Below are 19462 nucleotides of genomic sequence, written 5' to 3'. Positions count from 1 at the left end.
CCGTGGTCGACGTGACCGATCGTGCCGATGTTGCAATGCGGCTTCGTCCGCGAAAATTTTTCCTTGGCCATGGCCGTACTCCGTGGATCCGAAGATGTGTGTCGTGTTGTCGTTTCAGGCGGGTCAGGCGTACTTGGCCTGGACCTCGGCCGCGATGGCCGAAGGCACCTGCTCGTAGTGGTCGAACTGCATCGTGAACGTGGCGCGGCCCTGAGACATGGAGCGCAGCGTGTTGACGTAGCCGAACATGTTGGCGAGCGGCACCATCGCGTTGATGACGATGGCGTTGCCGCGCATGTCCTGGCCCTGCACCTGCCCGCGACGGCCCGTCAGGTCGCCGATGACGGAGCCGGTGTAGTCCTCCGGCGTCACCACCTCGACCTTCATGATCGGCTCGAGCAGAACCGCGCCGCCCTTCTGGAGGGCCTCGCGGAACGCAGCGCGCGACGCGATTTCGAAGGCGAGGGCCGACGAGTCGACATCATGGAACGCGCCGTCGATGAGCTGGACCTTGACGTCGACGACCGGGAAGCCGGCGAGCGGACCCGAGTTCATGACGCTCTCGAGACCCTTCTCGACGCCGGGGATGTACTCCTTCGGCACCGCGCCGCCGACGATCTTGGACTCGAACTCGTAGCCCTTGCCCGCCTCGTTCGGCTCGACCACGAACTTGACGCGCGCGAACTGGCCGGTGCCGCCCGTCTGCTTCTTGTGCGTGTAGTCGACCTCGGTCTTGCGAGTCAGCGTCTCGCGGTAGGCCACCTGCGGCGCGCCGATCGTCGCGTCGACCTTGTAGGTGCGGCGCAGGATGTCGACCTTGATGTCGAGGTGGAGCTCGCCCATCCCCTTCAGGATGGTCTGGCCGGACTCGATGTCGGTGGAGACGCGGAAGGACGGGTCCTCGGCGGCGAGCTTGGACAGCGCCACGCCGAGCTTCTCCTGGTCGGCCTTGGACTTCGGCTCGATCGCGATCTCGATGACCGGTTCGGGGAACTCCATGCGCTCCAGGATGACGGGCTTCTGCATGTCGCAGAGCGTGTCGCCGGTGCGGGTGTCCTTGAGGCCGGCGAGCGCGACGATGTCGCCCGCGAACGCTTCCTTGATGTCCTCGCGGTTGTTGGCGTGCATCAGCAGCATGCGGCCAACGCGCTCTTTCTTGTCCTTCGTCGAGTTCATCACCGTCGTGCCGGCCTCGACCTTGCCGGAATAGACGCGGCAGAAGGTGATGGTGCCGACGAACGGGTCGTCCATGATCTTGAACGCGAGCATCGAGAAGGGCTCGTCGTCCGCCGGCATGCGGACGGTCTCTTCCTCGGTGCGGAAGTCGATGCCCTTGATCGCCTCGCGATCGAGCGGGGACGGCAGGTAGTCGACGACGGCGTCGAGCAGCGGCTGCACGCCCTTGTTCTTGAAGGCCGAGCCGCACAGGACCGGATTGAAGACGCGGCCGATGACCGCCTTGCGGATCAGCGACTTCAGGGTCGCTTCGTTGGGCTCCTGGCCCTCGAGATAGGCGCCCATGGCGTCGTCGTCGAGCTCGACGGCGGCCTCGACCAGCTTCAGCCGGTACTCGGCGGCCTTGTCGGCGAGGTCGGCGGGGATCTCTTCGTCGTGGTACTTCGCGCCGAGGCCCTCGTCTTCCCAGACGACCGCCTTCATGCGCACCAGGTCGATGATGCCCTTGAAGTTGCTCTCGGAGCCGATCGGCAGCTGGATGCAGACCGGCTTGCCGGCCACGCGGTCGATGATCTCTTCCACGCAGTTGTAGAAGTCCGCGCCGGTCTTATCCATCTTGTTGACGAACACGATGCGCGGCACGTTGTACTTGTCGGCCTGGCGCCAGACCGTCTCGGTCTGGGGCTCGACGCCCTGGTTGCCGTCGAGCACGCACACCGCGCCGTCCAGCACGCGCAGCGAACGCTCCACCTCGATGGTGAAGTCGACGTGCCCGGGCGTGTCGATGATGTTCAGGCGCTTGCCGTTCCAGAACGTCGTCGTGGCCGCCGATGTGATGGTGATGCCGCGCTCCTGCTCCTGCTCCATCCAGTCCATCGTCGCGGCGCCTTCGTGCACCTCGCCGATCTTATGGGACTTGCCGGAGTAGTAGAGAATACGCTCGGTCGTTGTCGTCTTGCCGGCATCGATGTGGGCCATGATGCCGAAGTTACGATAGTCGACGATGGCGTGACTGCGAGGCATGGAACGAGTCCTGAATTCTACCGGAAGGCCGCTGTTACCAGCGATAGTGCGAGAAGGCGCGGTTCGCTTCCGCCATGCGGTGCGTGTCTTCGCGCTTCTTGACGGCGTTGCCCCGGTTGTTGGAGGCGTCGATCAGCTCCGAGGAGAGCCGGTCGATCATCGTCTTGTCGTTGCGGCTGCGCGCCGCCTGGATCAGCCAGCGGATCGCCAGCGCCTGACGGCGCTCCATGCGAACCTCGACCGGAACCTGGTAGGTCGCGCCGCCGACGCGGCGGGAGCGGACCTCGATCGCCGGGGCGACGTTGTCCAGCGCCTGGCGGAACACCTGCAGCGGGTCCGTCTTCAGCTTCTGCTCGACGATGTCGAGCGCGCCGTAGACGATCTGCTCGGCGACGGACTTCTTGCCGTCGTACATGATCGAGTTCATGAACTTGGTCACGACGAGATCGCCGAACTTGGGGTCCGGGATGATCTCACGCTTGTCGGCGCTGTGGCGACGGGACATGGGTCGGTCTCCGGATTACTTCGGCCGCTTGGCGCCGTACTTCGAACGGCGCTGCTTGCGGTTCTTGACGCCCTGGGTGTCCAGCACGCCGCGGATGATGTGGTAGCGCACGCCCGGCAGGTCCTTCACGCGGCCGCCGCGGATGGCGACGACGGAGTGTTCCTGGAGGTTGTGGCCTTCACCCGGGATGTATCCGATCACCTCGAAGCCATTGGTGAGCCGGACCTTGGCGACCTTGCGGAGCGCCGAGTTGGGCTTCTTGGGCGTCGTCGTATAGACGCGCGTGCACACACCACGCTTCTGCGGGGAGGCCTGCAGCGCGGGAACCGTGTTCCGCGCCTTCACAGGGCTCCGCGGCTTGCGGATGAGCTGGCTGATAGTCGGCATCGTTCGCTCGTTCCAGTCCAGGCTACGCCTTGAGCTTTCGCTCGGTTGAATTCTCTTCGTCCTGTCCGGAGGGCCGCCGAGGCGAACATCCGCGCAAAACGAATTCGCGCCTTCGGCGAAACGCCGGGGGCGCGAGCTTTATCAGAGGACCACGGCGAGGCCGCGATCATGAACCAACAGTTCGACTTCTCAGTCGGTGATGGTCGGGCAGGGTGTCGGCGTCTTGGCTTCGGCGCGAGGCGCGCTCGAAATCGACGACCGACTGACTGCCGGAAAGTTCGCGGGTTTTACTCGCGGAGTCGGGGCACGTCAACCCCGATCCTCTTTGTTCCCTGCCGGGGCCATCCTTTTTTGCAGCGCAGCGCAAGGGGAGACGCGCGCCCCCGTGCGGACTTGCCGAAAATTGCGCTGCGCGGCGGATCGGCGCACCAATGCAACCCGGCCCGGAAAGCCCGCCCGCGACACCGGCATCAGCGGGGCGCGAAAAGCAGAAGCCGACGCGTTGGGGTCCCCGGCCTCGGCGGTGATTCCCTCAGCCCTCCGGCTCGTGGCGGCAGACGCAGATCTTGTTGCCGTCCGGGTCGCGGAAATAGGCGCCGTAATAATGGGCGTGGTACTCCGGCCGTAGTCCCGGGCCGCCCTCGTCGACACCGCCCAACGCCAGCGCCAGGGCGTGGACGCGGTCGACGGCGGTATGACTGGGCGCCAGCAGCGCCACCATCTGGCCGTTGCCGGGCCGCGCCCGCCCGCCGTCATAAGGCCGTCCGACGATGAACAGCGGGCGCGGCGCATCGTGCGGCACCCAGCCGGCCCACCCCCTGCCCTCCTCGACGAACTTGCGCACGAGGCCGAGCTCGGCGAGCAGCGCGTCGTAGAACGCCAGCGCGCGCGGAAAGTCCGAGACCCCGACATGGACGTGAGAAATCATCCCGCCCTCCCCTGGTCGCCGGGCCCGAGGGCCACGGCACGAAAAAGGCCGCCCCGAGGGGCGGCCCATTCGTCGTCACACGGGCCGGGGCCGATCACTCGGCCGCGGCCGGTCCCTCGATGGCCGGCGCGTTGGCCGGCATCTGCGTCTCGGCCGTCTTCTGCGCGACGATCATCTCGTCGCGGCGGACGGCGATCTCGCGCAGGCGGTCGACCATGGCGCCGGTGCCCGCCGGGATGAGCCGGCCGACGATGACGTTCTCCTTGAGGCCGCCGAGGTTGTCGGACTTGCCGTTGACCGCCGCCTCGGTGAGGACGCGGGTGGTCTCCTGGAACGAGGCCGCCGAGATGAACGACCGCGTCTGCAGGCTCGCCTTGGTGATGCCGAGCAGAACCGGGTGGCCCGTCGCCGGGCGCTTGCCCTCGGCGACCAGCCGCTCGTTGTGCTCGTCCATCTCGACCTTGTCGACCTGCTCGTTGGCCAGGAAGTCGGACTCGCCGGGATCGTCGATCTCGACCTTCTGCAGCATCTGGCGAACGATCACCTCGATGTGCTTGTCGTTGATGTTGACGCCCTGCAGCCGGTAGACCTCCTGGATCTCGTTGACCAGGTAGGCGGCGAGTTCCTCGACGCCCTTGATCGCCAGGATGTCGTGCGGCGCGGGGTTGCCGTCGACGATGTAGTCACCCTTCTCCACGACGTCGCCGTCCTGGAGATAGATGTGCTTGCCCTTCGGCACCAGGTACTCGACCGCCTCCGTCCCGTCTGCCGGGGTGAGCGCGATGCGGCGCTTGTTCTTGTAGTCGCGGCCGAAGGAGATGACGCCCGCCTTCTCGGCGATGATGGCGGCCTCCTTGGGACGACGAGCCTCGAACAGCTCCGCGACGCGCGGCAAGCCGCCGGTGATGTCGCGGGTCTTGGCGCTCTCCATCGAGATACGGCCCACCACGTCGCCCGCGCGCACCTTGGTGCCCGGGTCGACCGCGATGATCGCATCCACCGGCAGCAGGTAGCGAGCGTCGCCGCCGCGCGGCAGCTTGGCCACCTTCCCCTTGCTGTCCTGGATGACGATCGCCGGGCGCAGGTCCGCCGAGCGGGCGCTGGTGCGCCAGTCGGTGACGACGCGCTTGGTGATGCCGGTGGATTCGTCGGCCGTCTCGACGACGGACGCGCCTTCCACCAGGTCCTCGTAGCCGACGACGCCGTCGATCTCGGTCACCATCGGGCGGGTGTAGGGGTCCCACTCGGCGATGCGCTGGCCGCGCTTCACCGTGTCGCCCTCGTCCACCTTCAGGCGGGCGCCGTACTGGATGCGGTGCACGGCGCGCTCCGTCCCGTCCGGCCCGACGATCACCACCGCGATGTTGCGCGACAGGGCGATCAGCTCGCCGTCCGAGTTGCGCGCCACGTTGCGGTTGCGCATCACCACCTTGCCATCGAAGTTGGACTCGATGAACGACTGGTCGGCGATCTGCGCCGCGCCGCCGATGTGGAAGGTGCGCATGGTGAGCTGGGTGCCCGGCTCGCCGATCGACTGCGCCGCGATGACGCCCACGGCCTCGCCCATGTTGACGGGCGTGCCGCGCGCCAGGTCGCGACCGTAGCAGGTGCCGCACACGCCGTTGGCGGTCGCGCAGGTGAGGACCGAACGGATCTTCACCTCCTGGATGCCGGCGGCGGTGATCCCCTCGATGTGCGTCTCCTCGATCATCGAGCCCTTGGGGACGATGACGTTGCCAGCCTGGTCCGTCAGGTCCTCGGCCGCGGTGCGGCCCAGGATGCGGCTGGCCAGCGACGCCACGACCTGGCCGGCGTCGATGATCGCCCGCATGCGGATGCCGTTCTCGGAACCGCAATCGCGCTCGGTGATGATCGAATCCTGCGCCACGTCGACGAGCCGGCGGGTCAGGTAGCCCGAGTTCGCGGTCTTCAGCGCCGTGTCCGCGAGGCCCTTGCGGGCGCCGTGGGTGGAGTTGAAGTACTCGAGAACGTCGAGGCCTTCCTTGAAGTTCGAGATGATCGGCGTCTCGATGATCTCGCCCGACGGCTTGGCCATCAGGCCGCGCATGGCGGCGAGCTGCTTCATCTGCGCCGGCGAACCGCGGGCGCCCGAGTGCGACATCATGTAGATGGAGTTGATCGGCTTGGTGCGGCCGGAGTCGTCCTTCTGCACGGCGGAGATGCGGGCCATCATCTCCTGGGCGAGCCTGTCGGAGCACTTGGCCCAGGCGTCGACCACCTTGTTGTACTTCTCGCCCTGGGTGATCAGGCCGTCGTTGAACTGCTGCTCGTAGTCCTTGGTGAGCGCGCGCGTCTCCTCGACGATCGGCCACTTGTTCTCGGGGATCAGCATGTCGTCCTTGCCGAACGAGATGCCCGCCTTGAACGCGTTGGTGAAGCCGAGCGACATGATCCGGTCGCAGAAGATCACCGTCTCCTTCTGACCGCAGTTGCGATAGACGCTGTCGATCATGTTGGAGATTTCCTTCTTCGTCATGAGCTTGTTCACGACGTCGAAGGAGACCTTGCCGCTCCTGGGCAGGAGCTGGCCGAGCACGGCGCGGCCGGGCGTGGTGTCATAGATGCGGCTGTAGGGCTCGCCGGCCTCGTCCACCGACTCGAAGCGATACTTGATCTTCGTGTGGTAGGTGATGGCCTTGGCCGCCAGCGCGTGCTCGATCTCGCCCATGTCGGCGAACATCATGCCCTCGCCCGGCTCCCCGTCGGCGATCAGCGACAGGTAGTACAGGCCGAGCACGATGTCCTGCGACGGCACGATGATCGGCTGGCCGTTCGCCGGGTGCAGGATGTTGTTGGTCGACATCATCAGCACGCGCGCTTCCAGCTGCGCCTCGAGCGACAGCGGGACGTGCACGGCCATCTGGTCGCCGTCGAAGTCGGCGTTGAAGGCGGCGCAGACGAGCGGGTGCAGCTGGATCGCCTTGCCCTCGATCAGCACCGGCTCGAACGCCTGGATGCCCAGGCGGTGCAGCGTCGGGGCGCGGTTCAGCATCACCGGATGCTCGCGGATAACCTCGTCCAGGATGTCCCAGACCTCCGGCTTCTCCTTCTCGACGAGCTTCTTGGCCTGCTTCACCGTGGCGGAGAGGCCGCGCGCGTCCAGCTTCGAGTAGATGAACGGCTTGAACAGCTCGAGCGCCATCTTCTTCGGCAGGCCGCACTGGTGCAGCTTCAGCTCGGGACCGACGACGATCACCGAACGGCCGGAGTAGTCGACGCGCTTGCCGAGAAGGTTCTGGCGGAAGCGGCCCTGCTTGCCCTTCAGCATGTCGGCGAGCGACTTCAGCGGGCGCTTGTTGGCGCCCGTGATGACGCGGCCGCGGCGACCGTTGTCGAACAGCGCGTCGACGGCCTCCTGCAGCATGCGCTTCTCGTTGCGGATGATGATGTCCGGCGCGCGCAGCTCGATCAGCCGCTTCAGGCGGTTGTTGCGGTTGATGACGCGGCGGTACAGGTCGTTGAGGTCCGACGTCGCGAAGCGGCCGCCGTCCAGCGGCACCAGCGGACGCAGGTCCGGCGGGATCACCGGCACGACGGTGAGGATCATCCACTCGGGCTTGTTGCCCGACTGCATGAACGCCTCGATGATCTTGAGCCGCTTGGCGAGCTTCTTGGGCTTCAGCTCGGTCTTGGAGGCGGCGATCTCGACGCGCAGGTCGGCCGCCGTCTTCTCGAGGTCGAGCGAGCGCAGGATCTCGCGGATCGCCTCGGCGCCGATCAGGGCCGTGAAGCTGTCCTCGCCGTACTCGTCCTGGGCGCGCAGGTACTCGTCCTCCGACAGGAGCTGGTGCTCCTTGAGGGGGGTGAGGCCCGGCTCGATGACGACGTAGTTCTCGAAGTACAGGATGCGCTCGAGGTCCTTGAGAGGCATGTCGAGCAGCAGGCCGATGCGCGAGGGCAGCGACTTCAGGAACCAGATGTGCGCCACCGGGGCGGCGAGCTCGATGTGGCCCATGCGCTCGCGGCGCACGCGCGACAGCGTGACCTCGACGCCGCACTTCTCGCAGATGACGCCCTTGTACTTCATGCGCTTGTACTTGCCGCACAAGCACTCGTAGTCCTTGATCGGCCCGAAGATGCGGGCGCAGAACAGGCCGTCACGCTCCGGCTTGAACGTGCGGTAGTTGATCGTCTCCGGCTTCTTGATCTCGCCGAACGACCACGACAGGATCTTCTCGGGGCTGGCGATCGAGATCTTGATCTGGTCGAAGGTCTGGGGCTGAGCCACGGGGTTGAAGAGATTCATCACCTCTTGATTCATGGCCTTCTCCTGGCTCCTGGGAGGTCGCCGCGGCGGCGGTCCGGACCTCACGCGAAATTCTGGTCATGACGCCGGACGGTCGTCCGCCCGGCGAAGCGAGGAGACGGGCGCCCGAAGCGCCCGTCCCCGCGTCGTTGCGTTACTCGGCCGCTTCGGACGGAGGCAGCTCGGCGACGGGCTTCTTCGTCGAGGTCAGCTCGACGTTGAGGCCCAGCGAGCGCATCTCCTTGACGAGCACGTTGAAGCTCTCCGGGATGCCGGCTTCGAAGTTATCGTCGCCGCGGACGATCGCCTCGTAGACCTTGGTGCGGCCGGCGACGTCGTCCGACTTCACCGTCAGCATCTCCTGCAGCGTGTAGGCGGCGCCGTAGGCTTCGAGGGCCCACACCTCCATCTCGCCGAAGCGCTGGCCGCCGAACTGCGCCTTGCCGCCCAGCGGCTGCTGGGTGACGAGCGAGTACGGGCCGATCGAGCGCGCGTGGATCTTGTCGTCCACCAGGTGGTGCAGCTTCAGCATGTAGATGTAGCCGACAGTCACCTTGCGGTCGAACGACTCGCCGGTGCGGCCGTCGAACAGGGTCACCTGCCCGGACTGGTGCAACCCGGCCTTCTCCAGCATCTCCTCGATGTCGGCTTCCTTGGCGCCGTCGAACACCGGGGTGGCGATCGGCACGCCGCGGCGCAGGTTCTCGCCGAGGGTGACGAGGCCGTCCGCGTCGAGCGACTTCACCGTGTCGTGGTCGCCGTAGACCATGTCGAGCGTCTGCTCGAGCTGCTCGATCTTGTGCGTCCGCCGGTAGGCGTCGACCGCCTCGCCGATCTTGCGGCCCAGGCCCGCGCAGGCCCAGCCCAGATGCGTCTCGAGGATCTGGCCGACGTTCATGCGGCTCGGCACGCCGAGCGGGTTGAGCACGATGTCGACATGGGTGCCGTCCTCCAGGAACGGCATGTCCTCGATCGGCACGATGCGCGACACCACGCCCTTGTTGCCGTGGCGTCCGGCCATCTTGTCGCCGGGCTGGATCTTGCGCTTCACCGCGACGAAGACCTTGACCATCTTCATCACGCCGGGCGGCAGCTCGTCACCGCGCTGCAGCTTCTCGACCTTGTCGAGGAAGCGCTGCTCCAGGCCCTTCTTGGCCTCGTCGTACTGCTTGCGCATGGCCTCGATGTCGGCCATGGCGGCGTCGTCGCCGATGGCGAACGTCCACCACTGCGAGCGCGGCGAGCCGTCGAGCACCTCGCGGGTGATCTCGCTCTCCTTCTTGAAGCCCTTGGGCCCGGAGAGTCCGACCTTGCCGAGCAGCGCGTCGCCGAGGCGGGCGTAGACGTTACGGTCCAGGATCGCCAGCTCGTCGTCACGGTCCTTGGCGAGCCGCTCGATCTCCTCGCGCTCGATCGCCTGGGCGCGCTCGTCCTTGTCGACGCCGTGGCGGTTGAACACGCGGACCTCGACGACCGTGCCCTGCACGCCCGGGGGCACGCGCAGCGAGGTGTCGCGCACGTCCGACGCCTTCTCGCCGAAGATGGCGCGCAGGAGCTTCTCCTCCGGCGTCATCGGGCTCTCGCCCTTCGGCGTGATCTTGCCGACCAGGATGTCGCCCGCGTTCACCTCGGCGCCGATATAGACGATGCCCGCCTCGTCGAGGTTCTTCAGGGCTTCCTCGGAGACGTTCGGGATGTCGCGGGTGATTTCCTCGGGGCCCAGCTTGGTGTCGCGGGCCATCACCTCGAACTCCTCGATGTGGATCGAGGTGAACACGTCCTCCTTGGCGATCCGCTCGGAGAGCAGGATCGAGTCCTCGAAGTTGTAGCCGTTCCACGGCATGAACGCGACGAGCACGTTGCGGCCGAGCGCCAGCTCGCCGAGCTCCGTCGACGGGCCGTCGGCGATGATGTCGCCCTTGCGCACGACGTCGCCCACCTGCACCAGCGGCTTCTGGTTGATGCAGGTGTTCTGGTTCGAGCGCTGGAACTTCATCAGCCGGTAGATGTCGACGCCCGACTTCGACGGGTCGAGGTCGTCCGTCGCGCGGACGACGATGCGGGTCGCGTCAACCTGGTCGATGATGCCGGCCCGGCGCGCCGCGATGGCGGCGCCGGAGTCGCGGGCCACGATGGCCTCCATGCCGGTGCCCACGAAGGGGGCGTCGGCGCGCACCAGCGGAACCGCCTGGCGCTGCATGTTGGAGCCCATCAGCGCGCGGTTGGCGTCGTCGTTCTCGAGGAACGGGATCAGCGCCGCGGCGACCGAGACGAGCTGCTTGGGCGACACGTCCATGTAGTCGACGCGGTCGACCGGCACGGTGATCACGTCGCCGGCATGGCGCACGACGATCAGGTCGTCCACCAGGCGGCCGTCCTTGCCGACCTTGACGTTGGCCTGCGCGACGTAGTGCTTCCCCTCCTCCATGGCGGAGAGGTAGACCACCTCGGCGGTGATGCGGCCGTCCTTCACCTTGCGGTACGGGCTCTCGATGAAGCCGTACTTGTTGACGCGCGCGAAGGTCGCCAGCGAGTTGATCAGGCCGATGTTCGGGCCTTCCGGCGTCTCGATCGGGCAGATGCGGCCGTAGTGCGTCGGGTGCACGTCGCGCACCTCGAAGCCGGCGCGCTCGCGCGTCAGGCCGCCCGGGCCAAGCGCCGAGAGGCGGCGCTTGTGAGTGATCTCGGACAGCGGGTTGGTCTGGTCCATGAACTGCGAGAGCTGCGACGAGCCGAAGAACTCGCGCACCGCCGCCGCCGCCGGCTTGGCGTTGATCAGGTCCTGCGGCATCACGGTGTCGATGTCCACCGAGGACATGCGCTCCTTGATGGCGCGTTCCATGCGCAGCAGGCCGACGCGGTACTGGTTCTCCATCAGCTCGCCGACCGAGCGCACGCGCCGGTTGCCGAGATGGTCGATGTCGTCGATCTCGCCCTTGCCGTCGCGCAGCTCGACGAGCGCGCGGACCACCGCGACGATGTCGTCCTTGCGCAGCACGCGCACCGTGTCGGCGGCGTCGAGGTCGAGGCGCATGTTCATCTTGACGCGGCCGACGGCCGAGAGGTCGTAGCGCTCGGAGTCGAAGAAGAGCGACTGGAACATCGCCTCGGCGGTGTCGATGGTCGGCGGCTCGCCGGGACGCATCACGCGGTAGATGTCGAACAGCGCCTCCTCGCGCGAGGAGTTCTTGTCGATCACCAGCGTGTTGCGGATGTAGGGGCCGACATTGACGTGGTCGATGTCGAGCACGGGGATCTCGTCGAAGCCCGCCTCGAGCAGCGCCTTCAACGACTTCTCGTTGATCTCCTCGCCGGCCTCGCAGAAGATTTCGCCCGTCTCGACGTTGACCAGGTCCTCGGCGATGTACTGGCCGTACAGGTCCTCGTCGGCGGCGCGCAGGGCCTTGACGCCCTTCTCGGCGAGCAGGCGCGCGGTGCGCGGCGTCAGCTTCTTGCCGGCCTCCAGCACCAGTTCGCCCGAGTCGGCGTCGACCAGGTCGGTGACGGCCTTCATGCCCTTCATGCGCTCGGCCGAGAACGGCAGGCGCCAGCCGGCCTTGTCGCGCTTGTAGACGACCTGGTTGTAGAACGTGCGCAGGATCTCCTCGCCGTCCATGCCGAGCGCGAACAGCAGCGACGTCGCCGGAATCTTCCGGCGGCGGTCGATACGGGCGTAGACGATGTCCTTGGCGTCGAACTCGATGTCGAGCCAGGAGCCGCGGTACGGAATGATGCGGGCGGCGAACAGCAGCTTGCCGGAGGAGTGCGTCTTGCCCTTGTCGTGGTCGAAGAACACGCCCGGCGAGCGGTGCATCTGCGAGACGATGACGCGCTCGGTGCCGTTGACGATGAAGGTGCCGTTCGACGTCATGAGCGGCATGTCGCCCATGTAGACGTCCTGCTCCTTGATGTCCTTGACGGACTTCGCGCCCGTGTCGGCGTCGACATCGAACACGATCAGGCGCAGCGTCACCTTGAGCGGCGCGGCGAAGGTCATGCCGCGCTGGCGGCACTCGTCGACGTCGTACTTCGGCGGCTCGAACGTGAACTTCACGAACTCGAGCAGGGACGCCCCGGAGAAGTCGGAAATCGGGAAGACGGACTTGAAGACGGACTGCAGACCCTCGTCCGGACGGCCGCCCTTCGGCTCGTCGACCTGGAGGAACTGGTCGTAAGACGCCTTCTGGACCTCGATCAGGTTCGGCATCTCCGCGATCTCGCGGATATGACCGAAGAACTTGCGCACACGCTTCCGGCCGGTGAACGTCTGAGCCATCTCGTTCCTCACTCCTGCGGACCGCCTCACCCGGATGCCGCCGGCCCTTCGCTGCGGGCGCCTGCGGTTGGTGACGGGCCCGCGCAATTGCTGCCTGGCGGCGTCATCGGATCCGTCGCGATACCCGGCACCGGGTTCCGTGACGGCAAGAAGGCCCCGGAGCGATGCGCTCCGGGACCGCGACGCGGCTTACGCCGCGCGTTTCGATCCGCGCCGCAAGCGGCGCGAAACCGTTACTTGAGCTCGACCTTGGCGCCAGCCTTCTCGAGCTGTTCCTTGATCTTGCCGGCCTCTTCCTTCGACACGCCTTCCTTGACGGGCTTGGGCGCGCCTTCGACGAGGTCCTTGGCTTCCTTGAGGCCGAGGCCGGTGATCGCGCGGACCTCCTTGATGACCTCGATCTTCTTGTCGCCGGCCGAAGCGAGCACGACCGTGAACTCGGTCTGCTCCTCGGCGGCGGGGGCGGCGGCGCCACCGGCGGCCGGGGCGGCCACGGCCACCGCGGCGGCGGCGGAGACGCCCCACTTCTCTTCCAGCATCTTGGCCAGCTCAGCGGCCTCGAGCACGGTCAGCGACGACAGCTCGTCGACGAGCTTGGAAAGGTCAGCCATTGTAGTTCTCTCTATGTAGGGTGGGTTCGAACGTTTTGCGATGACGGAACAGCGTTACGCCGCGTCTCTCTTGGCATAGGCTCCGAACACGCGGGCGAGCTTGGCCGCCGGCGCGGTGGAGAGCTGGGCCAGCTTGGTCGCCGGGGCCTGGATGAGGCCGACGAGCTTGGCGCGCAGTTCATCCAGGGACGGCATCGTGGCCAGGGCCTTGACGCCATCCGCGTTCAGAGCGGTCGTACCCATCGCTCCGCCCAGAATGACGAGCTTGTCATTCGTCTTGGCGAAATCGACGGCGACCTTGGGCGCCGCAACGGGGTCGCTGGAATAGGCCAGCAACGTGGGACCCTTCAGAAGGGGCCCGATCGAGGCGACGTCCGTGCCTTCGAGAGCAATCTTGGCGATGCGGTTCTTCGCGACCTTCACAGTGGCGCCGGCCTGCCGCATCTGCGAACGCAGACGCTGCATGTCGGCGACCGTGAGGCCGGCGTAGTGGGCGACGACGACGACGCTGGTGTCGCTAAACACCGTATTGAGCGTGCCGACGAGCTCACGCTTTGCCGCTTTATCCACGGGGCTCTCTCCGGTTGGCGGGGACAGAAGTCCCGCCGGTTGCACTCTATCCCTGCGGACCGGGCCTCGCGGCTCGCCCCGTCGGGATGCTTCCGACGTACCTGTCCCCGGATCCCGCGCGCGAGGCGCACGACCCGGCGTGATGGTTCGAACCGACGCATACGGGGAAGCCTCGCGGCTTCCCGAAAACAACGGTCTTCCCCGTCTGTGCAGGCCCCTGCGGAATTAAGCCCGCCCGAAGGCGGCGCGCCTGCAGTCTCGGACAGGACATGGCCGGACGAGGCTGAAAGGTGACCCTCCAGCCTGCCGGCCGATCCCGGTCAGTCGCCTGACCGGAAACCCATGTCGCAACCAGCCCCCCGACGGGACCGACCGCGAACGATGTCTGGAACTCATGAGAGGTCCATAAACGCTTCCGGGAGGATTGCCAAGCCCGAACGGCAAAATAATGGCGGATATCCCCGTCCTGGTGCTTGACCGGAAGGATATGCCATGCGCCCGTTGTCGAACGTGACCTCGACACTGTGCCCGATCAAGGATCGCCCTGCCTGAAGACAAGGACCGTCCTCGTGGTCCGCTGAGGATTGGCTTATTCGCCCCGGTTTTCAAGCCTTTTCTCGCCGAGCCCGATTCGCCCTGCCGCCGGAACGCCCGCATGGTCCGCCTCGCCCGCCTGTTCTGGACCGCCGCGCTCATCGTCGTGGCGCTCGGATTCGCCCTGTGGGGCGGCCTCGCCCTGTATTTCCAGGCGCCGTTCGGCGAGTCGGCGCGGATCCCGGCCGCCCTGGGCTGGGCCGCCCTGATGCTGCTGATTGCGTTCGAGCTGCCGCGCCGCCACGGGCGGCGCGCCGCCGTCGCGCGCCGGGGCGGCCACCTACTCCTACTGGCGGGGGGGGGCACGCGGCGGCCCCCCGCCGCCCGCGACAGGGGCGACGCCGGGGGGCGCGCCCGCACCCCCGAGATCGCCGGCGACACGCTCACCGTCCGCAACGTGCGCAATTTCGACTGGCGGTCCGACACCGACTACACGCCGGCTTGGGAGGACCGCGTCTACGACCTGCGCCGCCTCGAAGGCATCGACCTGTGGAGCAGCACCTGGGCGGGCGAGGACATCGCCCACATCCTCCTCAGCTTCGACTTCGGGCCGGACACGCCCCCGCTCGCCTGGTCGATCGAGCTGCGCAAGGAGAAGGGCGAGGTCTATTCCGCCCTCGCCGGCTTCTTCCGGCAAGCCGAGCTGGTCGCCATCGCCGCCGACGAGCGCGACGTCATCCGTGTGCGCGCCACCGTGCGCGACGAGACGGTGCGCCTCTACCGCATGCGGGCCAACCCTCAGCGCGCCCGGGCCGTGCTGCAGGTCTATGTGGACGGCGCCAACCGGCTCGCCGAGCGGCCGAGCTGGTACAACACGTTGACGACCAACTGCACGACCACGGTGTTCCAGATCGCCAAGGCCGTGGAGCCCGGCTTCCCGCTCGACTGGCGCGTGCTGGTCTCGGGCCATTTCGCCGAGTACGCCTACGACCGCGGCTCGCTCGACACCACCCTGCCCTTCGCCGAGCTGAAGCGCGGCGCGCGGATCAACGAGCGCGCGCTCGCCGCCGACCGCGAGCCGCAGCCCGAGTTCTCCCGCCGGCTGCGCGAGGGCGTGCCCAACCCGCGCGCCGCCGCCCTCCCCGCCGCGGCCCCGGCCGCGCCGTGAGGCCGTTCAGGCGCGCTCGATCGTCTTGATGCGGCCGCGCGGGCGGCCCGAGCGCGCCGCGATGTCGCGGTCCTGCGCCTCGATGGCGGCGCGGGCCGGCTCATCGCCATCGAGGCCGCCGAGATCGGCGCGCGGCACGCGCCGGTTAGAGCTGCGCGAGCCGTCCTCGTAGAGCACGTTGAACAGCACGAACTCGCTGTCGCCCCGGTCCTTCTTCTTGGCCATGTCGGTCGTCCTTCCGTCCGGGGCGAAACGCGCGCGGTCGCAGGGCCGACGCATTCGCCGAAAATAAAAAGGCCCCGCCGAAGCGGGGCCTCACGAGGTTCGCGGCGCGGTCCGCTTACGCGGCCGGCGCGCCGCCGATCACCGAGGTGGGGTCCACCTTGACGCCCGGGCCCATCGTGGACGAGACCGCGATGCGCTGGATGTAGGTGCCCTTGGCGCCCGTCGGCCTGGCGCGGGCCACCGCGTCGGCGAAGGCGCGGATGTTCTCGGCCAGCTTGTCGGCGTCGAACGAGGCCTTGCCGATGCCGGCGTGCACGATGCCCGCCTTCTCGACGCGGAACTCGACCGCGCCGCCCTTGGCGGCCTTCACCGCGCCGGCGACGTCCGGGGTCACCGTGCCGACCTTCGGGTTCGGCATCAGGCCGCGCGGGCCGAGCACCTTACCGAGACGGCCGACGAGCGGCATCATGTCCGGGGTGGCGATGCAACGGTCGAAGTCGATCTGGCCGCCGTTGATGCGCTCCAGCAGGTCCTCGGCGCCCACGATGTCGGCGCCGGCGGCCTTGGCCTCGTCGGCCTTGCCGCCGCGCGCGAACACGGCGACGCGGACCGTGCGGCCGGAGCCGTTCGGCAGGTTGCAGACGCCGCGGACCATCTGGTCGGCGTGGCGCGGGTCGACGCCCAGGTTCATGGCGAGCTCGATCGTCTCGTCGAACTTGGCCGTGGCGCGCTCCTTGATGAGCTTCAGGGCGTCGGCGAGCGGGTAGAGCTTGGTGCGGTCAATGCCCTCGCGGGAGGCGCGGACGCGCTTGGCAGGCTTGGTCATCGCTTACTCCACCACCTCGAGGCCCATGGAACGGGCGGAACCTTCGATCATCGCCATCGCCGACTCGACCGTGGCGCAGTTCAGGTCGGGCATCTTGGCGGAGGCGATCTCGCGGATCTGCGCCTTGGTGACCTTGCCGATGAAGCCGCGGCCCGGAGTCTTGTGGCCGGAGGCGGGCTTCTTGCCGAGCTTCAGGTTCGCCGCCTTCTTCAGGTAGAAGGTGACCGGCGGCATCTTCATCTCGAAGGTGAAGGAGCGGTCCTGATACGCGGTGATGATCACCGGGATCGGGGTGCCCTTCTCCATCTGCGCGGTGCGCGCGTTGAAGGCCTTGCAGAATTCCATGATGTTCAAGCCGCGCTGACCGAGCGCGGGACCGATCGGGGGCGACGGGTTGGCCGCCCCGGCCGGCACCTGAAGCTTCACGTAGCCCGTGATCTTCTTTGCCATGTTGGCTGCTCCAAAGGACTCCCGCCCCGGCGGAAACGATCCGGCGGCGGGTGGTTGCAGTTCGTGGTCCGGCGCGGACTCCCGGCGGCAAAACCGGGCGCGCCTCCCACGGCGAAGCGGTGGCTATAAACGCTGCGGCGCGAGAAGAAAAGGGGGAAAGCCGACAAACGACGCCGCGACCTTGACGTGGCGGAGAGATCGAAGGCTAATCGGAGAGGCCGGCGAATGCCCGCCATTTTTACCGATAAACCGTTGCCATAAAACAAATTTTCAAGGGGAACTCCATGTTGAAATCGGTTTCCGGCGTCCTGCGGGGCGTCGCCTGCGCGCTCGCGCTGGCCGCTATGGCCGGCCCGGCCTTCGCCAAGACTTACGTGTTCAAGCGGACGGGACGCGATACCCCGATCGTCATGCCCGACAACTGGGCCGTCCAGACCATTCCCCGTGGCATCCAGATCCGCAGCAACGACGAAGAAGTCTACATGTGGATCGAGGCCGTCACGGAGGGCTCGCTCGAAGAAGCCATGGACGAGTACATGGAGTACTTCAAGAAGGAGGGCGTCACGTTCACGGGCGCTCCGACGCAGAGCAAGTCCAGCATCGCCGGCACCCCGGTGCTCTTCATCGACTTCCCGGCCGCCTACAAGGGCAAGCCGAACCTCGTTCGCATGCTCGTCTCGGACGCCAAGGCGGGCGAGGCCAAGGGCATGCTGGTCGGCTACTGGGCCTCGCCGGAAGGCGACAAGAAATACGAACAGCCGGTCGGGCGCATCGTCGAGGAGCTGATGCGGCCCTGACGCCAAACGAAACGGGCGGCCGAGAGGCCGCCCGTATCCGAAGTTCAGGGAGCGAGGCGGCCGGTCCGCCTCAGACCTTCTCGACCTGTCCGTATTCCAGCTCGACCGGCGTGGCGCGGCCGAAGATGGACACCGCCACCTTGAGGCGGGCGCGGGCCTCGTCGACCTCCTCGACCGTGCCGTTGAACGACGCGAACGGGCCGTCGGAGACGCGGACCTGCTCGCCGACCTCGAAGGCGACGGTGGGCTTCGGACGCTCGACGCCGTCGGCGACCTGCCCCTTGATCCGCTCGGCCTCGCGGTCCGGGATCGGCATGGGCTTCTTGTCGGTGCCGAGGAAGCCGGTGACCTTGGGGGTGTTCTTGATGAGGTGATAGACCTCGTCCGTCAGGTCGCACTTCACCAGCACGTAGCCGGGGAAGAACTTCCGCTCAGTGTCGATCTTGCGGCCGCGGCGGACCTCCACGACCTTCTCGGTCGGGACCATCACCTCTTCGAACTTCTCGGCGAGGCCGCGCTGCGCGGCCTGGTCCTTGATGGACTGGGCGACCTTGTTCTCGAAGTTCGAGTACGCGTGAACGATGTACCAGCGCATGCTCATGGCGCGCGTGTCTCCTTACCGCCCGACGCCGAGCACGAGCCCGACGATCCAGCGGATGATCATGTCCGAAGCCAGGAAAAAGATGCTCGCCACGACGACCATCACGAACACCATGCCGGTGGTCACGAGCGTCTCCTTGCGGGTCGGCCAGGTCACCTTGGCGGCCTCGGAGCGCACCTGCTGGATGAATTCGAACGGACTGGTCTTGGCCATGACGAAATTCCTCGGTGGCGGCCATGCGCCGCCCTCTCCCGGCCAAGCGCCCGGTGGCCGGGAGGCCTTGCGGGGACGAAGCGTGTCAGGGAGGGTTCACGCAATAGGCGCAAACGCGGGGACGGTCAAGCTGGGATGACGCCGCCGATCCCCGTCCCTGAAAAGCTAACGGCCCCGGAGCCGCGAGGGCGTCCGGGGCCGCGAAGATGGCAGGGGCTGAGGGACTCGAACTCTCGACCTGCGGTTTTGGAGACCGCCGCTCTAACCAGCTGAGCTAAGCCCCTATGCGAACCGCCCGGAGGCGGCCCACGGCCGTTTCCATGCCGCATCGGCGCGGTCAAATCAAGACCCGGCCGCCGAAAAAAGCGGGCTCAGGCGCGCTCCACCACCACCGCCGTGCCGTAGGCCAGCACCTCGGTGATTCCGGGCGCGAGGTCGTTGGCGTCGTAGCGCACGCCGAGCACGGCGTTGCCGCCCATCTCCTTCGCATGCGCGATCATCAGGTCGTAGGCGTCCTGCCGCGCCCGCTCGGCCAGCGTCGTGTAGAGGCTGATATTGCCGCCGAACAGCGACTGGATGGACGCGCCGATCGTCCCGAACACGTTGCGCGAACGAACGATGACGCCGCGCACCATGCCGATGTGCCGCACCGCCCGGTAGCCCGGAATGTCGAACGTCGTCGTCGCCAGCATCGTCGCCCCCGCCACGAAAAAAGGCGCCGGGTGAGCCCGGCGCCCTCTCATGCTGTCACGTCGCCGCGAGTCGCGGAACGCGCGTTCGCGTTGCTTCCATCACGCGATGATGGAAGCGACCACTCCCGCTCCAACCGTGCGGCCGCCTTCACGGATGGCGAAGCGCAGCTTCTCCTCCATGGCGATCGGCGCGATCAGCTCGACTTCCATCGT

General features: G+C 67.2%; 17 protein-coding genes and 1 tRNA gene. 2 read left to right on the top strand and 16 right to left on the bottom strand.

The window, feature by feature from the left end; all coding sequences use genetic code 11:
• Positions 1–123: 123 nt before the first annotated feature.
• The 8 genes from fusA to rplJ form a co-directional block, all read right to left on the bottom strand.
• Positions 124–2199: an elongation factor G gene (gene fusA / locus NK718_RS21360; RefSeq protein ID WP_254746522.1), complete on the bottom strand. Its 2076-nt coding sequence runs from the start codon at positions 2197–2199 to the stop codon at positions 124–126.
• A 34-nt stretch (positions 2200–2233) separates the two neighbouring features.
• Positions 2234–2704 (bottom strand): 30S ribosomal protein S7, encoded by a 471-nt coding sequence (gene rpsG / locus NK718_RS21355; protein ID WP_254746519.1) that lies wholly within the window; start codon positions 2702–2704, stop codon positions 2234–2236.
• A 15-nt stretch (positions 2705–2719) separates the two neighbouring features.
• Complete coding sequence (gene rpsL / locus NK718_RS21350) at positions 2720–3091, bottom strand: 30S ribosomal protein S12 (protein ID WP_254746517.1); 372 nt, start codon at positions 3089–3091, stop codon at positions 2720–2722.
• 532 nt (positions 3092–3623) lie between these two features.
• A complete protein-coding gene (locus tag NK718_RS21345; protein ID WP_254746515.1) occupies positions 3624–4019 on the bottom strand; it encodes a VOC family protein in 396 nt (131 codons plus the stop codon).
• A 94-nt stretch (positions 4020–4113) separates the two neighbouring features.
• The gene (gene rpoC / locus NK718_RS21340) at positions 4114–8301 is read right to left on the bottom strand and encodes a DNA-directed RNA polymerase subunit beta' (protein WP_254746513.1); all 4188 of its coding nucleotides are present in this window, start codon (positions 8299–8301) and stop codon (positions 4114–4116) included.
• Between the two features lie 139 nt (positions 8302–8440).
• Positions 8441–12562 (bottom strand): DNA-directed RNA polymerase subunit beta, encoded by a 4122-nt coding sequence (gene rpoB, locus NK718_RS21335; RefSeq protein WP_254746511.1) that lies wholly within the window; start codon positions 12560–12562, stop codon positions 8441–8443.
• Between the two features lie 233 nt (positions 12563–12795).
• The gene (gene rplL, locus NK718_RS21330; protein ID WP_254746509.1) at positions 12796–13173 is read right to left on the bottom strand and encodes a 50S ribosomal protein L7/L12; all 378 of its coding nucleotides are present in this window, start codon (positions 13171–13173) and stop codon (positions 12796–12798) included.
• A gap of 54 nt (positions 13174–13227) precedes the next feature.
• Complete coding sequence (rplJ, locus tag NK718_RS21325) at positions 13228–13743, bottom strand: 50S ribosomal protein L10 (RefSeq protein ID WP_254746507.1); 516 nt, start codon at positions 13741–13743, stop codon at positions 13228–13230.
• Between the two features lie 655 nt (positions 13744–14398).
• Here rplJ and NK718_RS21320 point away from each other — a divergent pair.
• The gene (locus NK718_RS21320) at positions 14399–15445 is read left to right on the top strand and encodes a lipoprotein N-acyltransferase Lnb domain-containing protein (RefSeq protein WP_254746505.1); all 1047 of its coding nucleotides are present in this window, start codon (positions 14399–14401) and stop codon (positions 15443–15445) included.
• A gap of 6 nt (positions 15446–15451) precedes the next feature.
• On the opposite strand, the gene NK718_RS21315 is transcribed toward NK718_RS21320, so the two are convergent.
• The 3 genes from NK718_RS21315 to rplK form a co-directional block, all read right to left on the bottom strand.
• Entirely contained in the window at positions 15452–15670 is a 219-nt protein-coding gene (locus tag NK718_RS21315; RefSeq protein WP_254746503.1) for a hypothetical protein, read from the bottom strand.
• A gap of 115 nt (positions 15671–15785) precedes the next feature.
• Positions 15786–16496, bottom strand: coding sequence for a 50S ribosomal protein L1 (gene rplA, locus NK718_RS21310; protein WP_254746501.1), 711 nt, complete (start codon positions 16494–16496; stop codon positions 15786–15788).
• A gap of 3 nt (positions 16497–16499) precedes the next feature.
• Entirely contained in the window at positions 16500–16946 is a 447-nt protein-coding gene (rplK, locus tag NK718_RS21305) for a 50S ribosomal protein L11 (protein ID WP_254746499.1), read from the bottom strand.
• Positions 16947–17230: 284 nt separating this feature from the next.
• Between rplK and NK718_RS21300 the strand changes: the two genes are divergently transcribed.
• The gene (locus NK718_RS21300; RefSeq protein WP_254746497.1) at positions 17231–17743 is read left to right on the top strand and encodes a hypothetical protein; all 513 of its coding nucleotides are present in this window, start codon (positions 17231–17233) and stop codon (positions 17741–17743) included.
• A 70-nt stretch (positions 17744–17813) separates the two neighbouring features.
• On the opposite strand, the gene nusG is transcribed toward NK718_RS21300, so the two are convergent.
• From nusG to NK718_RS21275, 5 genes are all read right to left on the bottom strand, one after another.
• Positions 17814–18344, bottom strand: a complete 531-nt coding sequence (nusG, locus tag NK718_RS21295) for a transcription termination/antitermination protein NusG (RefSeq protein ID WP_254746495.1) — start codon at positions 18342–18344, stop codon at positions 17814–17816.
• Between the two features lie 15 nt (positions 18345–18359).
• Positions 18360–18557, bottom strand: a complete 198-nt coding sequence (gene secE / locus NK718_RS21290; protein ID WP_254746494.1) for a preprotein translocase subunit SecE — start codon at positions 18555–18557, stop codon at positions 18360–18362.
• 207 nt (positions 18558–18764) lie between these two features.
• Positions 18765–18841, bottom strand: a tRNA-Trp gene (locus NK718_RS21285).
• A gap of 87 nt (positions 18842–18928) precedes the next feature.
• Positions 18929–19249 carry a YbjQ family protein gene (locus tag NK718_RS21280; RefSeq protein WP_254746493.1) on the bottom strand — a complete coding sequence of 107 codons (321 nt, stop codon included), beginning with the start codon at positions 19247–19249 and terminating at the stop codon, positions 18929–18931.
• 99 nt (positions 19250–19348) lie between these two features.
• The coding region (locus NK718_RS21275) for an EF-Tu C-terminal domain-related protein (RefSeq protein ID WP_254746525.1) at positions 19349–19462 on the bottom strand (114 nt) is incomplete at its 5' end.

This window comes from Alsobacter ponti (genome assembly GCF_024294805.1).
Classification (GTDB): domain Bacteria; phylum Pseudomonadota; class Alphaproteobacteria; order Rhizobiales; family Beijerinckiaceae; genus Alsobacter; species Alsobacter ponti.
This window is presented reverse-complemented; position numbering and strand designations above follow the sequence as displayed.